Origin of the sequence: Humidisolicoccus flavus, assembly GCF_045689595.1 — a bacterium.
Taxonomy (GTDB): domain Bacteria; phylum Actinomycetota; class Actinomycetes; order Actinomycetales; family Microbacteriaceae; genus Humidisolicoccus; species Humidisolicoccus flavus.
Genome location: NZ_CP142724.1, coordinates 652,432 through 670,022, shown reverse-complemented (window position 1 = coordinate 670,022; position 17,591 = coordinate 652,432). Strand labels below are relative to the sequence as shown.

Below are 17,591 nucleotides of genomic sequence, written 5' to 3'. Positions count from 1 at the left end.
GGAAGCTTGGAATGCTTCCGAGAATTTCTGAGAACTCGTTCCGACACTCCGGCGTGTTGAGCGGCGACAATCCGGGATCGCCGTAGCGTCGAAACCAACAAAGATTATTGAGGATATCTCTAAACTTCTACCTGAGGTTGAGAGTTCTACGGAGGCCGGACTGTGACTGCAAACTCTAACTACCTCGCCGTCATCAAGGTGGTCGGTGTCGGCGGTGGCGGCGTCAACGCTGTCAACCGCATGATCGATCTCGGGCTCCGCGGAGTCGAGTTCATCGCGATCAACACCGACGCGCAGGCGTTGCTGTTGAGCGACGCCGACGTCAAGCTCGATGTCGGCCGCGAACTGACCAAGGGTCTTGGCGCTGGAGCCGACCCCGAAGTCGGTCGTCGCGCTGCAGAGGACCACGCTGAAGAGATCGAAGAAGCTCTCGCGGGCGCGGACATGGTCTTCGTGACCGCGGGTGAGGGTGGTGGCACAGGAACTGGTGGTGCACCGGTCGTCGCTCGCATCGCGAAGAGCCTCGGCGCACTGACCGTCGGTGTCGTCACGAAACCGTTCAGCTTCGAAGGCAAGCGTCGTCAGAATCAGGCCGAGAATGGCGTTGACGCACTGCGCAACGAGGTCGACACGCTCATCGTCGTTCCCAACGACCGTCTTCTCGAAATCAGCGACGTCGGAATGAGCATGGTCGAGGCGTTCGAAACCGCCGACCAGGTTCTGCTCGCCGGTGTGCAGGGGATCACGGACCTGATCACGACCCCGGGTCTCATCAACGTTGACTTCGCCGATGTGAAGAGCGTGATGCAGGGTGCGGGAAGTGCGCTCATGGGTATCGGTTCCTCACGCGGAGCGGATCGCGCGATCAAGGCGGCTGAGCTGGCGGTCGCGAGCCCGCTGCTCGAAGCGAAGATCGACGGCGCGCATGGCGTGCTGCTCTCGATCCAGGCGGGAAGCAACCTCGGTATTCACGAAACCTACGACGCTGCGAAGCTCGTCCAAGAGGCTGTGCACCCCGAAGCGAACATCATCTTCGGTACGGTCATCGATGACACCCTCGGCGACGAGGTCCGCGTCACGGTGATCGCGGCAGGCTTCGACGGCGGCACGCCACTGGCCCGCACCGATGAAGCGTCGATCGCGGATCCACGCCCGGCTTCGATCGCGCAGCCGTCGCACACCGAGCAGTCCGAAGAGACTGAGCGGCGGGCGGTGCCGGTTCCACCAGCGACGGTTCCAGAGAACCTCACGGGCCCGGTTGCGCCCTTGGTCGACGCGAACGAGGACGAAGACGAGTTCTTGCCTGATTTCCTCCGCAACTGATTCGCACAGGAGTCGTCCCAGTGACTGCATCTGAACGTTTGGCGGTGTTCCTCGAAGAGTTCGAGGGACACCGCCTTCGTGTGTCCCAGGAGGTCACGCTCGTCGTGATCACGAAGTTCCATCCCGCGTCGCTCGTCCGAGAGCTCTTCGGAGCCGGCTGTCGCGACTTCGGCGAGAATCGACACCAGGAAGCTCGCGAGAAGGTCGCCGAGCTGCAGGACCTCGATGCTCAGTGGCACTTCGTTGGGCAGATCCAGAGCAAAAAAGCACGCCAGATCGCCGAGTACGCAACCGTGCTGCACTCGGTCGACAGTGAGAGCGTCGTGCAGGCGCTCGAGCGTCGGGAGGCGCCGGCGATCGACGGGTTCGTGCAGGTGAACCTCACCGAGGATCCTGCCCGCGGGGGAGTGTCGCCAGATCGACTCCTCCCGTTCATTGAGCAGGTGGAGGCCTCGCCCGGGGTCAACCTGCTGGGGCTGATGGCGGTCGCTCCGCTTGATGAAGAGCCATCGCGAGCATTCGCTCGTCTTGCCGAGTATTCCGAGCAGGTTCGTACGATCGCTCCTGGGGCAACGTCCCTGAGTGCCGGAATGAGTAACGACTGGAAAGAAGCGCTGCAAGTTGGCGCGACACACCTACGAATCGGCTCCGCAATCACCGGAAACCGCCCCGATCCCGGTTACCGTTGACGCAAGCGTCGAAGGAGAAAACCACATGACCAGTGCACTGAAAAAAGCAGCGATCTACCTTGGCTTTGCCGAGGAAGAAGATCAGCTGACGAAAGATGTCACGCCGGTTGAACAGCCTGCTCAGACCGTCAAGAAGGATCGCGAGCCCAAGGCCACGGTTACTCCGCTGCACCGCGCACCAGCCCCGCAGATTGTGAATGAAATGAACGAGATTCTTACGGTTCACCCACGCCAGTACCGCGACGCCAAGAGCATCGCCGAGGCATTCCGCGATGGCACCCCGGTCATCATCAACCTTTCGCAGATGACGGACGGCGATGCACGCCGCCTGATCGACTTCTCCGCTGGTCTCACCCAGGGTCTCAACGGCCGCATCGAGCGCGTCACGACCAAGGTGTACCTCCTGACTCCAGAGAACATCACCGCTTCCGGTGGGCGTCCGAGCGAAGATCTCGACACTGCCGACTCGGCCGTTTTCGCACACTAGAATGGGGGTGAGTCGCCGAGCACTCGGTGACTCGCGCCCGTTCCCATGGGTGCCGAGAGATCGGCAACCCACTTCACCTGCAGTGTGGTTGCACACTGCGTGAAGGCTGACCTGAATCGGAGTTGACCGCCGGTGGCGTTCGTTGGATTGATCATCGCGACGGTTGCATTTCTTTTCCTGTTCGTCGTCTGGGCTCGGTTCTTTATCGAGATTGCGCGGAGTTTGCGCCCGGACTGGAAGCCAAAAGGGCTTGTTCTCACGATCTTCGTCGCTGTTCTCGTGATGACAGACCCTTTCTTGAAGCCACTGCGACGGTGGATCAAGCCGGTTCGAATCGGAGCCGTGCAACTCGATCTTTCGCTGCTCATTCTTCTGATCCTCACGCAGGTTGTGATCTGGATCGGAAACACGTTGATGGCGATCGGATAGCACGTACCCCACTCGGTCACTGCCATTTTTTCGCGCGTCGATGATGGTCATGAGGCCGCAACACACTACGATCATTGAGTACCGCACGCGAGATTCGCTCCTCCGCGGTGAACGCGGTCAAGGTTTTGAACGAAAGGCAAGCTATGGATCTCACTCCAGATGGCTCGAAGACAAAGATCACGCCAGAAGACATCGTCAGCAAGACGTTCTCTCCCGCGCGTTTCAGCGAGGGGTACCTCCAGAGCGAAGTCGAGGACTACCTCGACGAGATCCTGACCGACCTTGTGCACCCGCTCATCGGCGAGCGCGACGCACTCGCAGCCGAGAACGCGGAGCTCAAGGCGAAGATCGCCGAGCTCGAGAGCAATGCTGCATCGTCGGCTCCTGCGACCGTCGCGGTCGACACGGTCGTCGTTGACGAGGCGCCAGCTGCTGAAGAAGCGGCAGCACAGGCCGCTCCTGCTGCTCCAGAAGCAAACCAGGACGACGCCGGTGCGAGCAGCCTGCTCGCGCTCGCCCGTCGTCTGCACGACGAGCACGTCCAAGAGGGCGTTGACCGTCGCGATGAGCTCATCAACGAGGCAGAGTCGAAGGCTCACGAGATCACCGTGACCGCCGAGGCGCGTCACAAAGAACAGCTCGAGAACTTCGAAAAGCAGAAGGCAGAACTTGAGGCGCGTATCGACGAACTCAAGACCTTCGAGCGCGATTACCGTCTCAAGCTCCGTGGCTACATCGAAAGCCAGTTGCGTGACCTCGACCGTTCCTCGTCGCTTGCCTTTGGCGGCTCGAGCAACCAGAACTAGGTGACTGCACCAGAGAAGCGCTCCGCGCCGCGTGTTCCCCACGCGCGCTCGGAGCGCTTTTTCTTACCGCTGCGGTGTTTTGGACCGCGGATTTCCTCTCGAAAGAGTGGGTCATCGCGAACCTCCCACCTGGGCAGTCCGTACCGATCCTTGGCGAGGTGCTGCAGTTCACGTTCGTGCGCAATCCCGGCGCTGCCTTCTCGATTGCGAGCGGGCTGACCTGGATCCTCACGATTCTCGCGCTCATTGTCGTGGTCGTCATCGTGAGCCAAGCGCACAAGATTCACTATTGGGCGTGGGCGCTCGGTTTCGGTCTGCTGCTCGGTGGCGTTCTCGGCAACCTGTACGACCGCATCTTCCGTGAGCCGGGTGCGTTCGAAGGGCACGTGATCGACTTCATCCACGTTGGTGGATTCCCGGCGATTTTCAACATTGCAGACAGCGCGATCTGTGTTGCGATGGGCATCATCGTGCTGCTCGTTTTCCGTGGAATCGGGCTCGACGGTACTCGAAACACCGACGAAGACGATGAGCAGACGGACGCTCCTGGATCGGTCGACACCGAGAGCGACGCAAATGCAGGATCGCACGCTGAGCCTGCTCAGGACGTCGCTGAAGCAGGCTCTGTCGCTGAGCATGGCGATGACGAGCCGGGTACACCGCGGAGCGCCACGTAATGGAACATCGCGCGCTTCCAGTCCCGGACGGGCTTGACGGCCAACGAGCCGACGCTGGTCTTTCTCGCATGCTCGGTCTCTCTCGGACCGCGGTGCAGGACGCGATTGTCGCGGGTGGTCTGCTTCAGGACGGAACCCAGCTCGCAAAGTCCGATCGACTCCGTTCCGGCGCATGGCTTGAGTTCTCCTGGTCACCCCCTCGCGAGCCGGTCGTCGAACCCGTCGAGTTGCCATCGATGAAGATCGTGCACGACGATGACGACATCATCGTCATCGACAAGCCCATTGGCGTCGCGGCCCACCCGAGTCTGGGTTGGACGGGGCCGACGGTGCTCGGCGCTCTCGCGGGCGCCGGCTACCAGGTGTCCACGATGGGTCCTGCTGAGCGCAATGGCATTGTGCACCGTCTCGACGCCGGGACCAGCGGCCTCATGGTGGTGGCGAAGAGCGACCGCGCCTACCAGTCGCTGAAGGCGGCGTTTCACGACCGCGAGGTCACGAAGATCTATCACGCGGCGGTGCAGGGGCATCCAGATCCGCTGCGAGGAACGATCGACGCACCGATCGGCCGTCACCCTGGGCACGAATGGCGATTCGCGGTCACCGCGAACGGCAAACACGCCGTCACGCATTACGAGGCAATCGAAGCGTTTCGCTCCGCGAGCCTGCTCGAGATCGAACTCGAAACAGGTCGCACGCACCAGATTCGAGTGCACATGTCGGCCCAGCGACACCCATGTCTTGGCGACACGATGTATGGCGCGGATCCGGTGCTCGCCGAGCGTCTCGGGCTTTCTCGGCAGTGGCTGCACGCCATGCGACTCGGCTTCGCGCACCCCGCGACTGGTGCCTATGTGGAGTTCGCTTCGGAGTACCCGGACGACCTGAACAACGCACTGAAGATCCTCACCGAAGGAACGCACGTCTCTGGTTCGCCGTAGAATAGTCGGTGACCCCGGGAGCACTGATTGGCTGATTCATTCGCGCATTTGCACGTCCACTCTGAGTACTCAATGCTCGACGGAGCAGCACGAGTCGGGCCGCTGATCGAAGCGGCTGTCGCGCAGGAGATGCCCGCAATCGCTGTCACTGACCACGGCAATATGTTCGGTGCCTTCGATTTCTGGCGCACCGCGACGAGCGCGGGAATCAAGCCGATCATCGGCGTCGAGGCTTACGTGACCCCTGGCACTCACCGCAGTGATCGCACTCGAGTGAAGTGGAGCGACGGTGGCGACGATGACGTCTCCGGATCCGGCGCCTATACGCACATGACATTGCTCTCGGAAACGACCGAGGGCATGCACAATCTGTTCCGTCTGTCCTCACTCGCCTCGACCGAGGGCTATTACTTCAAGCCACGCATGGACCGTGAGATTCTCGCGAAGTACTCGAAGGGTGTCATTGCAACGACCGGCTGCCCCTCGGGAGAAGTGCAGACGCGGTTGCGACTCGGCCAGTACGACAAAGCTCGAGCGGCCGCTGCGGAATTCCGTGACCTGTTCGGAAAAGAGAACTACTTCGTCGAGCTCATGGACCACGGCCTCGGAATCGAGCGTCGCGTCATGGGCGACCTCATCAAGATCTCAAAGGAACTCGGAATTCCTCTGGTCGCGACGAACGATCTGCACTACACGCACTCGCATGACGCGAAGAGCCACGCCGCACTGTTGTGCGTGCAGTCCGGGTCGACGCTGAACGACCCGAAGCGTTTCAAGTTCGATGCCGACGAGTTCTATCTCAAGACCGCGGCAGAAATGCGCCATGTCTTCCGGGATCACCCGGAAGCCTGCGATTCCACCCTCCTCATTGCGGAGCGCTGCGATGTGCAGTTCGACACCGCCGCCAACTACATGCCCCGCTTCCCGGTCCCGGAGGGCGAGACCGAGTCGAGCTGGTTCAAAAAGGAGGTCCAGGCGGGCCTCGAGATCCGGTACCCGGGCGGCATTCCAGATGCGGTGCAGGCTCAGGCGGACTTCGAAACCGGTGTGATCTTGTCGATGGGATTCCCCGGCTACTTCCTCGTCGTCGCCGACTTCATCACCTGGGCCAAGGACAACGGCATTCGCGTCGGTCCCGGTCGTGGTTCCGGTGCGGGTTCGATGGCGGCCTACGCGATGCGAATCACCGACCTCGACCCGCTGCAGCACGGGCTGATCTTCGAGCGGTTCTTGAACCCTGACCGTGTTTCGATGCCCGACTTCGACGTCGACTTCGACGAGCGTCGCCGCGGCGAGGTCATTCGCTACGTCACAGAAAAGTACGGCGACGAGCGAGTCGCGCAGATCGTCACCTACGGAACGATCAAGGCAAAGCAAGCCTTGAAGGACTCGAGCCGAGTGCTCGGTTTCGCGTACGGAATGGGCGAGAAGCTCACCAAGGCGATGCCGCCACCTGTCATGGGTAAGGACATCCCCCTCAGCGGCATTTTCGATAAGGACCACCCTCGGTATAAAGAGGCCGGTGACATCCGCGCCGTCATCGAGACCGACCCCGAGGCTCGAACGGTGTTCGAGACCGCGGAGGGACTCGAGAACCTGAAGCGGCAGTGGGGCGTGCACGCTGCCGGTGTGATCATGTCGAGCGAACCGCTCATCGACATCATCCCGATCATGAAGCGCGAGCAAGACGGCCAGATCGTCACGCAGTTCGATTACCCGGCGTGTGAGTCGCTCGGTCTGATCAAGATGGACTTCCTCGGGCTTCGAAACCTCACGATCATCGATGATGCGCTCGACAATATCGAGTCCAACCGTGGTGTTCGTCCAGTGCTCGAAGAGCTCGCGTACGACGATGAGCAGGCATACCAGTTGCTCTCACGAGGCGATTCCCTCGGCGTGTTCCAGCTCGACGGCGGGCCGATGCGCAGCCTGCTCCGGCTCATGAAGCCCGACAACTTCGAAGACATCTCCGCGTTGATCGCGCTGTACCGTCCGGGCCCCATGGGTGCGAACTCGCATATCAACTACGCACTGCGGAAGAACAATCAGCAGCCGATCACGCCGATTCATCCAGAGCTCGCTGAAGTGCTCGACGAGATTCTGTCGACCTCCTACGGCCTGATCATCTACCAAGAGCAGGTCATGGCGATCGCGCAGAAGGTTGCGGGGTTCTCGCTCGGCGAAGCAGACATTCTGCGGCGTGCCATGGGCAAGAAGAAGAAATCCGAGCTCGACAAGCAGTTCGCGGGCTTCGAAGCCGGAATGCACAAGAACGGGTTCTCTGACGCCGCGGTGAAAACCCTGTGGGACATCCTGCTGCCGTTCTCGGATTACGCGTTCAACAAGGCGCACTCTGCTGCCTACGGTGTGATCTCGTACTGGACCGCCTACTTGAAGGCGCATTACCCCGCGGAGTACATGGCGGCGCTGCTCACGAGCGTCGGCGACTCGAAGGACAAGATGGCGATCTACCTCGCCGAGTGCCGGCGCATGGGGATCGTGGTGCTCCCACCCGATGTCAACGAGTCGATCGGCTTCTTCGCGGCAGTCGGTGACGACATCCGATTCGGCATGGGGGCCGTTCGTAACGTCGGAATGAATGTCGTCGATCACATCGTGAAGACTCGCGAGAAGACCGGGGCCTTCTCCTCGTTCCACGACTACCTCAAGCAGGTTCCGATCGCAGCAACGAACAAGCGGACGATCGAATCGCTCATCAAGGCCGGCGCCTTCGATTCGATGGGCGCAACTCGCCGAGCGATGCTCGAAATCCACGAAGACGCGATCGATGCCGCGGTGTCGATCAAGCGCAATGAGGCCCACGGGCAGGTCGACTTGTTCGGTGACCTTTTCGCTGACGAAGACGATGCCGACCAGGTTCCCGTGCGCCCGGAGTGGAACAAACGCGACAAGCTGGCGTTCGAACGAGAGATGCTCGGCCTCTATGTCTCGGACCACCCGCTCGCCGGGCTCGAGTCCGGACTCGCACGATATGCGAGCACTTCGATCGCGGATCTGCTCGGCAACGAGGACATGAAGGACGGCGAGACCGTCACGATTGCCGGACTCGTGACGAGCGTGCAGCATCGAGTCGCCAGAAACAGTGGAAACCCGTACGGCCTGTTCACTGTCGAAGACTTCGGTGGTGAGATCACGGTCATGCTGCTCGGGCGCTCGTATACCGAGTTCGGTGCGCTCGTCACGAACGACGCAATCGTGTCGGTCCGCGGCCGTGTCAGCATGCGCGACGACGGCATGAACCTGCACGCGAACTCGATCGACCTGCCTGACATTGCACCGATCGACGAATCGAAGCCACTTGAGATCACCCTGCACGAGCGAGCGGCGACCGTGGAGCGAGTGCAATTGCTCGCTGGTCTTCTGGAGCGGCACAGCGGCACGACCGAGGTGCGCATTCGCTTGCAACGGCCAGGCAGCGTCCGAGTATTCCGGGTTCCTCAGACGGTGAGTGTTTCCTCGGCGTTCTTCGGTGAATTGAAGAGCACGCTCGGGCACTCGGCGCTCGGGTAGCGCGAACCTCGCGGAGCCACCCACAGCGTACGATTGGAACATCATGATCCAGCGAATTGACCTGCGTGCGCAGGACATCCAGGGCTTTACCCTTCCTCGAGCATCCGTTGAAGTCGCGGACGCACTCGACGCCGCCACCGCCCTCATTTCGGCGGTCCGCGAGCACGGTGGAGATGCGCTGTATTCGCAGGCCGAACAGTTCGACGGAATCCGCCCGCCCTCGCTGCGAGTGAGCGCGGAAGAACTCTCCGCCGCCCTCGCTGCGCTCGCACCCGAGGTCCGCGCCGCGCTCGAAGTCGCGATTGCTCGTGTGCGCACGGCGAGTGCTGCCGCAGTCCCTCCGCCGATCACGACAGAGATCGCCCCAGGCGCGACGGTCGAGCAGCGCTGGCAGCCAGTAGAGCGAGTCGGCCTGTACGTTCCCGGCGGCAAGGCCGTGTATCCATCGAGCGTGGTCATGAACGTCGTCGCGGCACAAGCAGCCGGAGTCCAGAGCATCGTCGTCGCGACGCCTGCGCAATCACACGAGCATGGCCGTCCCAACAGTACGGTGCTCGCGGCATGTGCGCTGCTCGGAGTCACCGAAGTGCTCGTCGCTGGGGGAGCAGGGGCGATCGGCGCGCTCGCGTACGGTGTTCCAGGTCTTGTCGCACCCGTTGATGCAGTCACCGGTCCCGGCAACGTTTTCGTTGCTGCTGCAAAGCGTGCAGTGGCCGGAAAAGTGGGAATCGACGCCGAGGCTGGTCCGACAGAAATCCTGATCATCGCCGATGCATCGGCCAACCCCACCACCGTGGCAGCAGACCTCGTCAGTCAAGCAGAGCACGACGAGCTCGCGAGCGCGATCCTCGTCACCGATAGCGGAGCGCTCATCGAATCCGTTGCGCGCGAACTCGAAGAGCTCTCCGCGAGAACACACCATGCAGAGCGAGTCGGAATTTCGCTCGCTGGTGAGCAGTCGGCGCTCGTGCTCGTCGATTCACTTGAAGATGCGGCGGTCATCAGCAATCGGTACGCACCCGAACACCTCGAGATCATTACGCAGGACCCCGAGGCGATCCTGCGGCGCATTACGAGCGCGGGTGCGATCTTCCTCGGCGAGAATTCTCCTGTGAGTCTCGGTGACTATGCCGCGGGATCCAACCACGTGCTCCCAACCGGTGGCGTTGCGCGTTTCGGCTCAGGACTCTCGGCGGCCACATTCCTCCGTCCGCAGCAGGTGGTTCGTTACTCGAACGCGGCGCTCCGCGAGGTGCAAGCGACCATTCGCACGCTGTCGAACGCAGAAAACCTTCCAGCGCACGGCGACGCCGTCGATGCGCGTTTCACAAAGGATGAGAACTAGTGTTTTGCCCCTTCTGTCGCCATCCTGACTCGCGAGTCGTCGATTCGCGAACGAGCGATGACGGACTCTCGATCCGACGTCGTCGACAGTGTCCAGAATGTGGTCGTCGTTTCACGACGACGGAAACAGCGAGTCTCGCCGTCGTGAAACGCAACGGAGTGCTCGAACCGTTCAGTCGTGAGAAAGTCATCGCCGGTGTGCGAAAAGCCTGTCAAGGCAGGCCTGTGACCGACGCCGATCTCGCGCTCGTTGCACAACAGGTCGAAGAGACCGTGCGTCAGTCCGGGCAGAGTCAGATCGATGCGAATGACATCGGGCTCGCAGTGCTGCCCCCGCTTCAGGAGCTCGACGAAGTCGCGTACCTGCGATTTGCGAGCGTCTATCAAGCGTTCGAGTCGCTCGAAGACTTCGAAGCTTCGATTCGAGTGCTTCGCGAGAACGCACGGGCGAACGCTTCCAGCCGTCACGATCGGAGTGGCGAATGAGCCGCGCTTACGAAGCACTGTTTTCGAACGTGCTCCGTCGACTCGATCCTGAATCAGCGCACGCACTCGCGATGGTGGCCGTCGATGCGATCGGTCGTGTTCGCCCGGGTGTCCGGACCGATCCGATCCTGAAGACTCGTGCGCTCGGTCGCGAGTTCCCGACACCGTTCGGCCTGGCCGCGGGATTCGATAAGAACGCTGCACACGTCACAGGACTCGGTGCGCTCGGCTTCGGTCACGTCGAAATCGGAACGGTGACTGCTCGCCCGCAACCGGGCAATGATCGACCACGTCTTTTCCGTCTCGTCGAAGACCGTGCGCTGATCAACCGGATGGGCTTCAACAACGCAGGCGCCGAAGCGGCAGCCCGCCAACTCCAGATGCTTCGCCGCCAGCGCTCACGCCCGGTGATCGGGGTCAACATCGGGAAGAGCAGGGTCGTTGAAGTCGATGACGCGGTGAGCGACTACGTGGAGAGCGCGACGCTCCTCGCTCCGCTTGCCGATTACCTCGCGATCAACGTCTCGAGCCCGAACACCCCGGGTCTGCGTGGCCTGCAAGAACTCGAAAGCCTTGCGCCATTGCTCCAGGCGGTGCAGGAACGCGCTGGAAACACTCCCGTGCTCGTCAAGATCGCGCCCGATCTCGAGCTCGAACACATCGAGGCGATCGCTGGTCTCGCAGTGGATTCCGGGCTTTCCGGCATCATCGCGACGAATACAACGATTGCACGAGACGGGCTTCGGAGCCTTCCGGAAGAGATCGCGGCTGCGGGCGCCGGAGGGCTTTCGGGCGAACCGCTGCGTGCTCGCTCGCTCGCGATCTTGCAGCACGTGCGAAAAGTCGTACCGAGTGAATTCGCCGTGATCGCTGTCGGCGGGGTCGCGACTGGCGATGACGTTCTCGTGCGGCTCGACGAGGGCGCTGACCTCGTGCAGGGTTACACCGCATTCGTGTACGAGGGCCCGCAATGGGCACGAACGGTGAACGCGCGCGTCGCATCGGTGCTCCGAGCACGCAAGCGAGCTGCGAACTAGCTTTTCTACGTCGAAGCGCCCTCTCGTTCGTCAGAGAGGGCGCTTCGATGAAGAACTTCGGTTATTCGGGGAACTGGAACCGCTTGTTCGTCGGCTTCGGGATCCGCATGAAACGCATCTGTGCGGACCGCATCGTTGCGTAGAGCTGGACGCCCTTCGTCTTTCCTTCGCCGAAGCGAGCGTTGATACGACGCTTCAACACGACACGCATGTAGAAACTGTCGATGATCGTGAGCCCGAGGAATCCGAAGAGGAGTCCGGTCGCTGCGACGTTGGCGGCGGGGGAGTTCAGCATCTGGATCAGGATGACGACGACCATGACCGGAATCATGATCTCACCGGGAGAGATTCGAGCATCAACGTAGTCACGGACGTATTTGCGAACGGGACCGCGATCACGCATCGGGAGGTACTTCTCGACGCCTGCTTCCATGCCGGCGCGCTGTTCAGCGCGAAGCTGCGACATCTGCGAGCGAGCGTCCTTCTGGGCTTGCTTGCGGTCAGCGGGAACCAGGGGCTGGCGAAGTTTCGCAACCTGTTCGCTGCGCTTTGGCGTTGGCGTCGACTTCTTGCCGACGACCTGCACTTCAGGCGTCGTCGCCTGCGTGTCGGTGGCTTGCTTTGAGCGGTTGAAGAGGGGCACGAGTGTCCTTGCCTTTCGAAGTATGACTCCAGGATACCGGCTCGTACGATTCTGTGTCGCGCGAGAAACCTTAGACTCGCAGCATGACCAACGCAGACGACACCCTCACGCAAACCCTCCGAGCCGCCGTTGCCGATCGCTTCGCACAATCGGTGGCAGAGCTTTCGGAACTCGTGAAGATTCCCAGTGTTTCTTGGCCGGCCTTCGACCCGAAGCACGTCGAGGCAAGCGCTGCGGCGGTCGCTGAGCACGTCCGGTCCTTGGGTATTTTCGAGAACGTGCGTGTCGAGCGCGTCGCCATCGATGACGAGACGACCGGTGCCCCGGCGATCCTCGCAAAGCGTCCAGCACGGAACGGGAAGCCAACCGTACTGCTCTACGCGCACCACGATGTGCAGCCGTGGGGCGACGAGGCCCTCTGGAATTCACCTCCGTTCGAACCGACGCTGCGCGACGGGCGGCTGTACGGCCGAGGCGCCTCGGATGACAAAGCCGGCGTCATGACGCACATCGCCGCGATCCGAGCGCTGCTCGCAGTCGATGCCGACCCAGATCTGGGTATCGCGCTCTTCATCGAGGGAGAAGAAGAGTTCGGCTCCCGCTCGTTCTCGAACTTCCTCGAACGGCACGCCGCTGAGCTCGAGGCCGACGTCATCGTCGTTGCCGACAGTGACAACTGGAGCACGGAGATCCCCTCGTTGACCGTTGCCCTCCGGGGTAACGTCACGTTCAAACTCACGGTGCGCACGCTTGAACACGCAAGCCACTCAGGGATGTACGGTGGCGCGGTTCCGGACGCGATGCTCGCAACCGTCAAGTTGCTCTCGACGCTGTGGAACGAAGACGGCAGTGCTGCGGTGCCCGGCTTGACGACGCATGATGCGCGCACCCCTGAGGGCGATGAAACGGCGCTCCGGGAAGAGGCCGGTCTGCTGGAGGGCGTGTCGCTCGTTGGTGAGGGCCCCGTGCTCGAGCGTTTGTGGTTCCGTCCCGCAATCACCGTGACAGGAATCGACGCGCCGAGTGTGGCGAAAGCCTCGAACACGATCCTGCCTGAGGTCTCCGTGCGGATCAGCACGAGAATCGCACCCGGACAGTCTTCGGCAGCAGCGTTCGCGGCAATTGAGCAGCACCTTCATGCCAACGCGGCGTTCGGTTCGCACCTGAGCATTACGGATGTCGACCAGGGCGACCCCTTCCTGGTTGACACGAGTGCGTGGGCGGTTGACGAAGCAAAACGCGCAATGACGGACGCGTGGGGGAACGAAGCAGTCGAGGCCGGGATCGGCGGATCGATTCCGTTCATCTCGGAACTGGTTGAAAAGTTCCCGAAGGCGCAGATTCTCGTGACCGGAGTTGAAGACCCCGGAACGATGGCCCACAGCCCGAATGAATCCCAGCACCTTGGTGTTTTCGAGAAAGCGATTCTCAGTGAGGCGCTTCTGCTCGCTCGGCTCAATGAGCGCGAGTCGGCCGAATAGTCGACGCCCGAACGATCAGGGAATACGCTGGGAACGATCGCTGTTTCCCTAAAGAGCGAGGAGAGAGAAGAAGCTATGACAGACACAACGACGGCTCCCGGTATCGCCGAGACCACGAACACCAGTGTTGCCACTGCTGAGCACGGAGTGCTGTTGACCGATGCTGCGGCCGACAAGGTTCGTCGCCTGCTCGATCAGGAGGGGCGAGACGACCTGCGCCTCCGAGTCGCAGTGCAGCCGGGCGGATGCTCGGGCCTCATCTATCAGCTGTACTTCGACGAGCGAGTTCTCGACGGAGACGCCACGCGCGACTTCGGCGGCGTCGAGGTCATTATCGACAAGATGAGCATTCCGTATCTCGACGGCGCGACCGTCGACTTCCAGGACACCATCCAGTCGCAGGGCTTCACGCTCGACAACCCGAATGCTGGCGGTTCCTGCGCATGCGGTGACAGCTTTAGTTAAACGATTTGATGTCGACTTTCACGGGGATTCCCGCTGAATTCGACATGGGAGAGGCCGATTGCCCCGGAAAGCCGGGGGAGTCGGCCTCTTTGCATATCGTCTGCCGAGCGGAATAGGCAACGGCGATGCGGCACTCAGTTCGCCCACAGCGATGTAGGATTGAGGCTGCACCTTCAGTCCGAATTCAAAGGAATGACCCTTGCGCACTCGACGATCCCGTTGGATAGCGATCCCCCTCATCGGAGTTCTCGCTCTGACGCTCGCTGGCTGTAGTCAGCAGCAACTTCAGGGCTGGATGCCCAGCGAGCCCGGCCTCACGAACCATGTTGATCGCATCATGGGCTTGTGGGTGACTTCGTGGATCGTGCTTCTCATTGTTGGACTCATTACCTGGTCTCTGATGATCTGGGCAGGCATCGCCTACCGTCGTCGGAAGGGCCAGACCGGGTTCCCAACGCAGCTCCGCTACAACCTCCCGATCGAGATCTTCTTCACGATCGTGCCGCTGATTCTCGTGTTCGGCTTCTTCGCCTTCACCGCGCGTGACCAGGCTGCGATCGAAGCTCCGATCGAGAACCCCGACGCAGAAATCACTGTCTACGGCAAGCGCTGGGCGTGGGACTTCGTCTACGAGCGCGACGGCCAGGAGCCCGTGTACTTCCAGAGCATCCAGGCTCAGGGAATCAACACGGAAACCAATGGTGAGTACGACTCCGAGCAGATTCCGAAGCTGTACCTGCCTTCGAACTCATCCATCCAGATCAACCTCGAGTCGCGCGACGTTGCGCACTCATTCTGGATCGTCGAGTTCCTCTATAAGAAGGACATGCTTCCTGGCGTGCACAACGTCATGTACTTCGAAACGGGCGACATCGAAGGAACCTTCACCGGAAAGTGCGCTGAGTACTGCGGTGAGTACCACTCGATGATGCTGTTCGAAGTAGAAGTGGTTTCCCCTGAGGAGTACGACGCGTACTTGCTCTCGCTCGAAGACGACGGCAATGTCGGCGACATCGGCGAGCAGTACAACCCGGTTCCGAAGACGGACCCGACCCCAGCGCCGATCACTGAAGAAAGCGGAGAATGATGTCGAAAAAGGGCAACGTCCTCGTCAGCTGGATCACCTCGACTGACCACAAAACGATCGGATACATGTATCTGATCAGCTCGTTCATCTACTTCTGCCTCGGTGGAGTGATGGCCCTGCTCATTCGCGCACAGTTGTTCGCCCCGGGTCTCGAACTGATTCCGACGAAAGAGCAGTACAACCAGCTCTTCACCATGCACGGCACGATCATGCTGCTCATGTTCGCGACCCCATTGTTCGCTGGATTCGCGAACGCACTGCTGCCGCTGCACATCGGTGCTCCGGACGTCGCGTTCCCGCGGTTGAACGCGTTCGCCTACTGGCTGTACTCCTTCGGTTCGCTGATCGCTGTCGCCGGATTCCTGACCCCACAGGGTGCTGCCTCGTTCGGATGGTTCGCGTACGCGCCGCTGTCGGATACGGCGTTCTCACCCGGGGTGGGGGGCAACCTCTGGGTCCTCGGCCTCGGAATCTCCGGGTTCGGAACGATCCTCGGTGCGGTGAACTTCATTACGACGATCATCACCATGCGCGCTCCAGGTATGACGATGTGGCGCATGTCGATCTTCTCCTGGAACATTCTGGTCACCTCGATCCTGGTGCTCATGGCGTTCCCGGTGCTTGCAGCTGCGCTCTTCGGCCTCGCGGCGGACCGTCTCTATGACGCGCACATCTTCGATCCTGCCAATGGCGGAGTGATTCTCTGGCAACACCTGTTCTGGTTCTTCGGTCACCCCGAGGTCTACATCATTGCGTTGCCGTTCTTCGGAATCATCTCTGAGATCCTCCCGGTCTTCAGCCGAAAGCCGATCTTCGGCTACAAGACTCTGGTCGGCGCGACCATTGCGATTGCCGCATTGTCGGTGACGGTGTGGGCGCACCACATGTACGTCACGGGCACGGTGCTCCTTCCATGGTTCGCGTTGATGACGATGCTCATCGCGGTGCCGACGGGCGTGAAGATCTTCAACTGGATCGGAACGATGTGGCGAGGATCAATTACCTGGGAATCGCCCATGCTCTGGTCGCTCGGGTTCTTGATCACCTTCGTCTTCGGTGGTCTGACCGGTGTGATCCTGGCATCGCCTCCGCTCGACTTCCACATCTCTGACACGTACTTCGTGGTTGCGCACTTCCACTACGTCGTGTTCGGAACCGTGGTCTTCGCGATGTTCGCAGGCTTCTACTTCTGGTGGCCGAAGTGGACCGGCAAGATGCTCAACGACCGTCTCGGTCACGTGCACTTCTGGTTCCTGTTCATCGGGTTCCACCTCACCTTCCTCGTTCAGCACTGGATCGGTGTCGTCGGTATGCCGCGTCGGTACTACACCTACGTGCCATCAGATGGCGTGACCTGGATGAACCAGTTGTCGACGATCGGAGCGTTCGTACTCGCCTTCTCGATGGTGCCGTTCCTCTGGAACGTCTACATCACGGCACGTACTGCGCCAAAGGTCGAGGTCGACGACCCATGGGGCACTGGCCGTTCGCTCGAGTGGGCGACAAGCTGCCCGCCACCGCGCCACAACTTCGTTTCGATCCCTCGAATCCGGAGCGAGTCGCCAGCGTTCGACCTGCACCACCCTGAGGTCGGCATTCCGACTGGAATCGGTCCGTTCAAGGACGCGCCGGACAGCCCCGTGCTCGACATCGCAGAAGGCAAGGTGAAGTGACATGAAGTCCAATATTGCGATTTTCTGGATCCTCGCGATCTTCTGTGTTCTCGCAGCGGCCGCGTACACGATCTGGAACCTCATTGAGTACGGTGAGGTCGAATGGGTCGGTTCGCTCGCGATCGGTCTCTCGGGAATTCTGAGCGTCTTCATTGGTATCTACCTGCAGTCGGTCACCAAAGAGATGGAAGGTGTGCTTCCTGAGGACATGGACGCCGACATCGACGACGCCGACCCAGAGATCGGGCACTTCAGCCCGTGGAGCTGGTGGCCAATCGTTCTCGCGGCTGGAGCAAGTCTTCTGGTCATGGGACTGGCGATTTCGATCTTCATCGCTCCAATTGGTATTGCGGTGACGTTGATCGCTCTCGTTGGTTGGACGTACGAGTACTACCGCGGAAACTTCGGACGCTAACGTCCGCACGCAGAACGGCCCCAGGGAAACCCCTGGGGCCGTTCTTCGTGTTTTATGGCAGTTCCTTCAGTTGACGT

The 17,591-nt window shown here is 61.1% G+C and carries 17 protein-coding genes; 16 read left to right on the top strand and 1 reads right to left on the bottom strand.

Annotated elements, in window-relative coordinates; all coding sequences use genetic code 11:
- The first annotated feature begins 162 nt into the window (after positions 1-162).
- The 11 genes from ftsZ to U2H20_RS03140 all read left to right on the top strand — a co-directional run bounded on the left by ftsZ (position 163) and on the right by U2H20_RS03140 (position 11,750).
- A complete protein-coding gene (gene ftsZ, locus U2H20_RS03190) occupies positions 163-1,323 on the top strand; it encodes a cell division protein FtsZ (protein WP_430593053.1) in 1,161 nt (386 codons plus the stop codon).
- A 20-nt stretch (positions 1,324-1,343) separates the two neighbouring features.
- Positions 1,344-2,012 carry a YggS family pyridoxal phosphate-dependent enzyme gene (locus U2H20_RS03185; RefSeq protein ID WP_430593052.1) on the top strand — a complete coding sequence of 223 codons (669 nt, stop codon included), beginning with the start codon at positions 1,344-1,346 and terminating at the stop codon, positions 2,010-2,012.
- A 25-nt stretch (positions 2,013-2,037) separates the two neighbouring features.
- Entirely contained in the window at positions 2,038-2,499 is a 462-nt protein-coding gene (locus U2H20_RS03180; protein ID WP_430593051.1) for a cell division protein SepF, read from the top strand.
- Between the two features lie 132 nt (positions 2,500-2,631).
- Positions 2,632-2,928, top strand: coding sequence for a YggT family protein (locus U2H20_RS03175; RefSeq protein WP_430593050.1), 297 nt, complete (start codon positions 2,632-2,634; stop codon positions 2,926-2,928).
- 143 nt (positions 2,929-3,071) lie between these two features.
- Positions 3,072-3,734, top strand: a complete 663-nt coding sequence (locus U2H20_RS03170; RefSeq protein WP_430593049.1) for a DivIVA domain-containing protein — start codon at positions 3,072-3,074, stop codon at positions 3,732-3,734.
- A 74-nt stretch (positions 3,735-3,808) separates the two neighbouring features.
- Positions 3,809-4,411: a signal peptidase II gene (lspA, locus tag U2H20_RS03165; RefSeq protein WP_430593048.1), complete on the top strand. Its 603-nt coding sequence runs from the start codon at positions 3,809-3,811 to the stop codon at positions 4,409-4,411.
- Entirely contained in the window at positions 4,411-5,352 is a 942-nt protein-coding gene (locus U2H20_RS03160) for an RluA family pseudouridine synthase (protein ID WP_430593047.1), read from the top strand. The genes lspA and U2H20_RS03160 overlap by 1 nt, the downstream gene beginning before the upstream one ends.
- 72 nt (positions 5,353-5,424) lie before the next feature.
- Positions 5,425-8,883, top strand: a complete 3,459-nt coding sequence (dnaE, locus tag U2H20_RS03155; protein WP_430593587.1) for a DNA polymerase III subunit alpha — start codon at positions 5,425-5,427, stop codon at positions 8,881-8,883.
- Positions 8,884-8,926: 43 nt separating this feature from the next.
- Positions 8,927-10,228, top strand: coding sequence for a histidinol dehydrogenase (gene hisD / locus U2H20_RS03150; RefSeq protein ID WP_430593046.1), 1,302 nt, complete (start codon positions 8,927-8,929; stop codon positions 10,226-10,228).
- Entirely contained in the window at positions 10,228-10,713 is a 486-nt protein-coding gene (gene nrdR / locus U2H20_RS03145; protein ID WP_430593045.1) for a transcriptional regulator NrdR, read from the top strand. Before hisD ends, nrdR begins: the two co-directional genes overlap by 1 nt.
- Positions 10,710-11,750 (top strand): quinone-dependent dihydroorotate dehydrogenase, encoded by a 1,041-nt coding sequence (locus U2H20_RS03140; RefSeq protein ID WP_430593044.1) that lies wholly within the window; start codon positions 10,710-10,712, stop codon positions 11,748-11,750. Before nrdR ends, U2H20_RS03140 begins: the two co-directional genes overlap by 4 nt.
- Before the next feature lie 61 nt (positions 11,751-11,811).
- Here U2H20_RS03140 and U2H20_RS03135 read toward each other — a convergent pair whose 3' ends face one another.
- Positions 11,812-12,393 carry a DUF3043 domain-containing protein gene (locus U2H20_RS03135; protein WP_430593043.1) on the bottom strand — a complete coding sequence of 194 codons (582 nt, stop codon included), beginning with the start codon at positions 12,391-12,393 and terminating at the stop codon, positions 11,812-11,814.
- 83 nt (positions 12,394-12,476) lie between these two features.
- Between U2H20_RS03135 and U2H20_RS03130 the strand changes: the two genes are divergently transcribed.
- The 5 genes from U2H20_RS03130 to ctaF all read left to right on the top strand — a co-directional run bounded on the left by U2H20_RS03130 (position 12,477) and on the right by ctaF (position 17,514).
- Positions 12,477-13,874, top strand: coding sequence for a dipeptidase (locus U2H20_RS03130; RefSeq protein ID WP_430593042.1), 1,398 nt, complete (start codon positions 12,477-12,479; stop codon positions 13,872-13,874).
- Positions 13,875-13,949: 75 nt separating this feature from the next.
- On the top strand, positions 13,950-14,339 hold the full coding sequence (locus U2H20_RS03125) for a HesB/IscA family protein (protein WP_430593041.1): 390 nt from the start codon (positions 13,950-13,952) through the stop codon (positions 14,337-14,339).
- 199 nt (positions 14,340-14,538) lie between these two features.
- Positions 14,539-15,426 carry an aa3-type cytochrome oxidase subunit II gene (gene ctaC, locus U2H20_RS03120; RefSeq protein WP_430593040.1) on the top strand — a complete coding sequence of 296 codons (888 nt, stop codon included), beginning with the start codon at positions 14,539-14,541 and terminating at the stop codon, positions 15,424-15,426.
- Positions 15,426-17,099, top strand: a complete 1,674-nt coding sequence (ctaD, locus tag U2H20_RS03115; protein ID WP_430593586.1) for an aa3-type cytochrome oxidase subunit I — start codon at positions 15,426-15,428, stop codon at positions 17,097-17,099. The genes ctaC and ctaD overlap by 1 nt, the downstream gene beginning before the upstream one ends.
- Before the next feature lies 1 nt (position 17,100).
- Entirely contained in the window at positions 17,101-17,514 is a 414-nt protein-coding gene (gene ctaF / locus U2H20_RS03110) for an aa3-type cytochrome oxidase subunit IV (RefSeq protein WP_430593039.1), read from the top strand.
- Positions 17,515-17,591 lie beyond the last annotated feature (77 nt).

Coding starts and splice junctions, on each gene's coding strand:
- ctaF (WP_430593039.1), top strand. CDS start 17,101: ATGAAGTCCAATATTGCGATTTTCTGGATCCTCGCGATCTTCTGTGTT.
- U2H20_RS03170 (WP_430593049.1), top strand. CDS start 3,072: ATGGATCTCACTCCAGATGGCTCGAAGACAAAGATCACGCCAGAAGAC.
- hisD (WP_430593046.1), top strand. CDS start 8,927: ATGATCCAGCGAATTGACCTGCGTGCGCAGGACATCCAGGGCTTTACC.
- U2H20_RS03180 (WP_430593051.1), top strand. CDS start 2,038: ATGACCAGTGCACTGAAAAAAGCAGCGATCTACCTTGGCTTTGCCGAG.
- U2H20_RS03130 (WP_430593042.1), top strand. CDS start 12,477: ATGACCAACGCAGACGACACCCTCACGCAAACCCTCCGAGCCGCCGTT.
- U2H20_RS03160 (WP_430593047.1), top strand. CDS start 4,411: ATGGAACATCGCGCGCTTCCAGTCCCGGACGGGCTTGACGGCCAACGA.
- dnaE (WP_430593587.1), top strand. CDS start 5,425: ATGCTCGACGGAGCAGCACGAGTCGGGCCGCTGATCGAAGCGGCTGTC.
- ctaD (WP_430593586.1), top strand. CDS start 15,426: ATGTCGAAAAAGGGCAACGTCCTCGTCAGCTGGATCACCTCGACTGAC.
- U2H20_RS03125 (WP_430593041.1), top strand. CDS start 13,950: ATGACAGACACAACGACGGCTCCCGGTATCGCCGAGACCACGAACACC.
- U2H20_RS03140 (WP_430593044.1), top strand. CDS start 10,710: ATGAGCCGCGCTTACGAAGCACTGTTTTCGAACGTGCTCCGTCGACTC.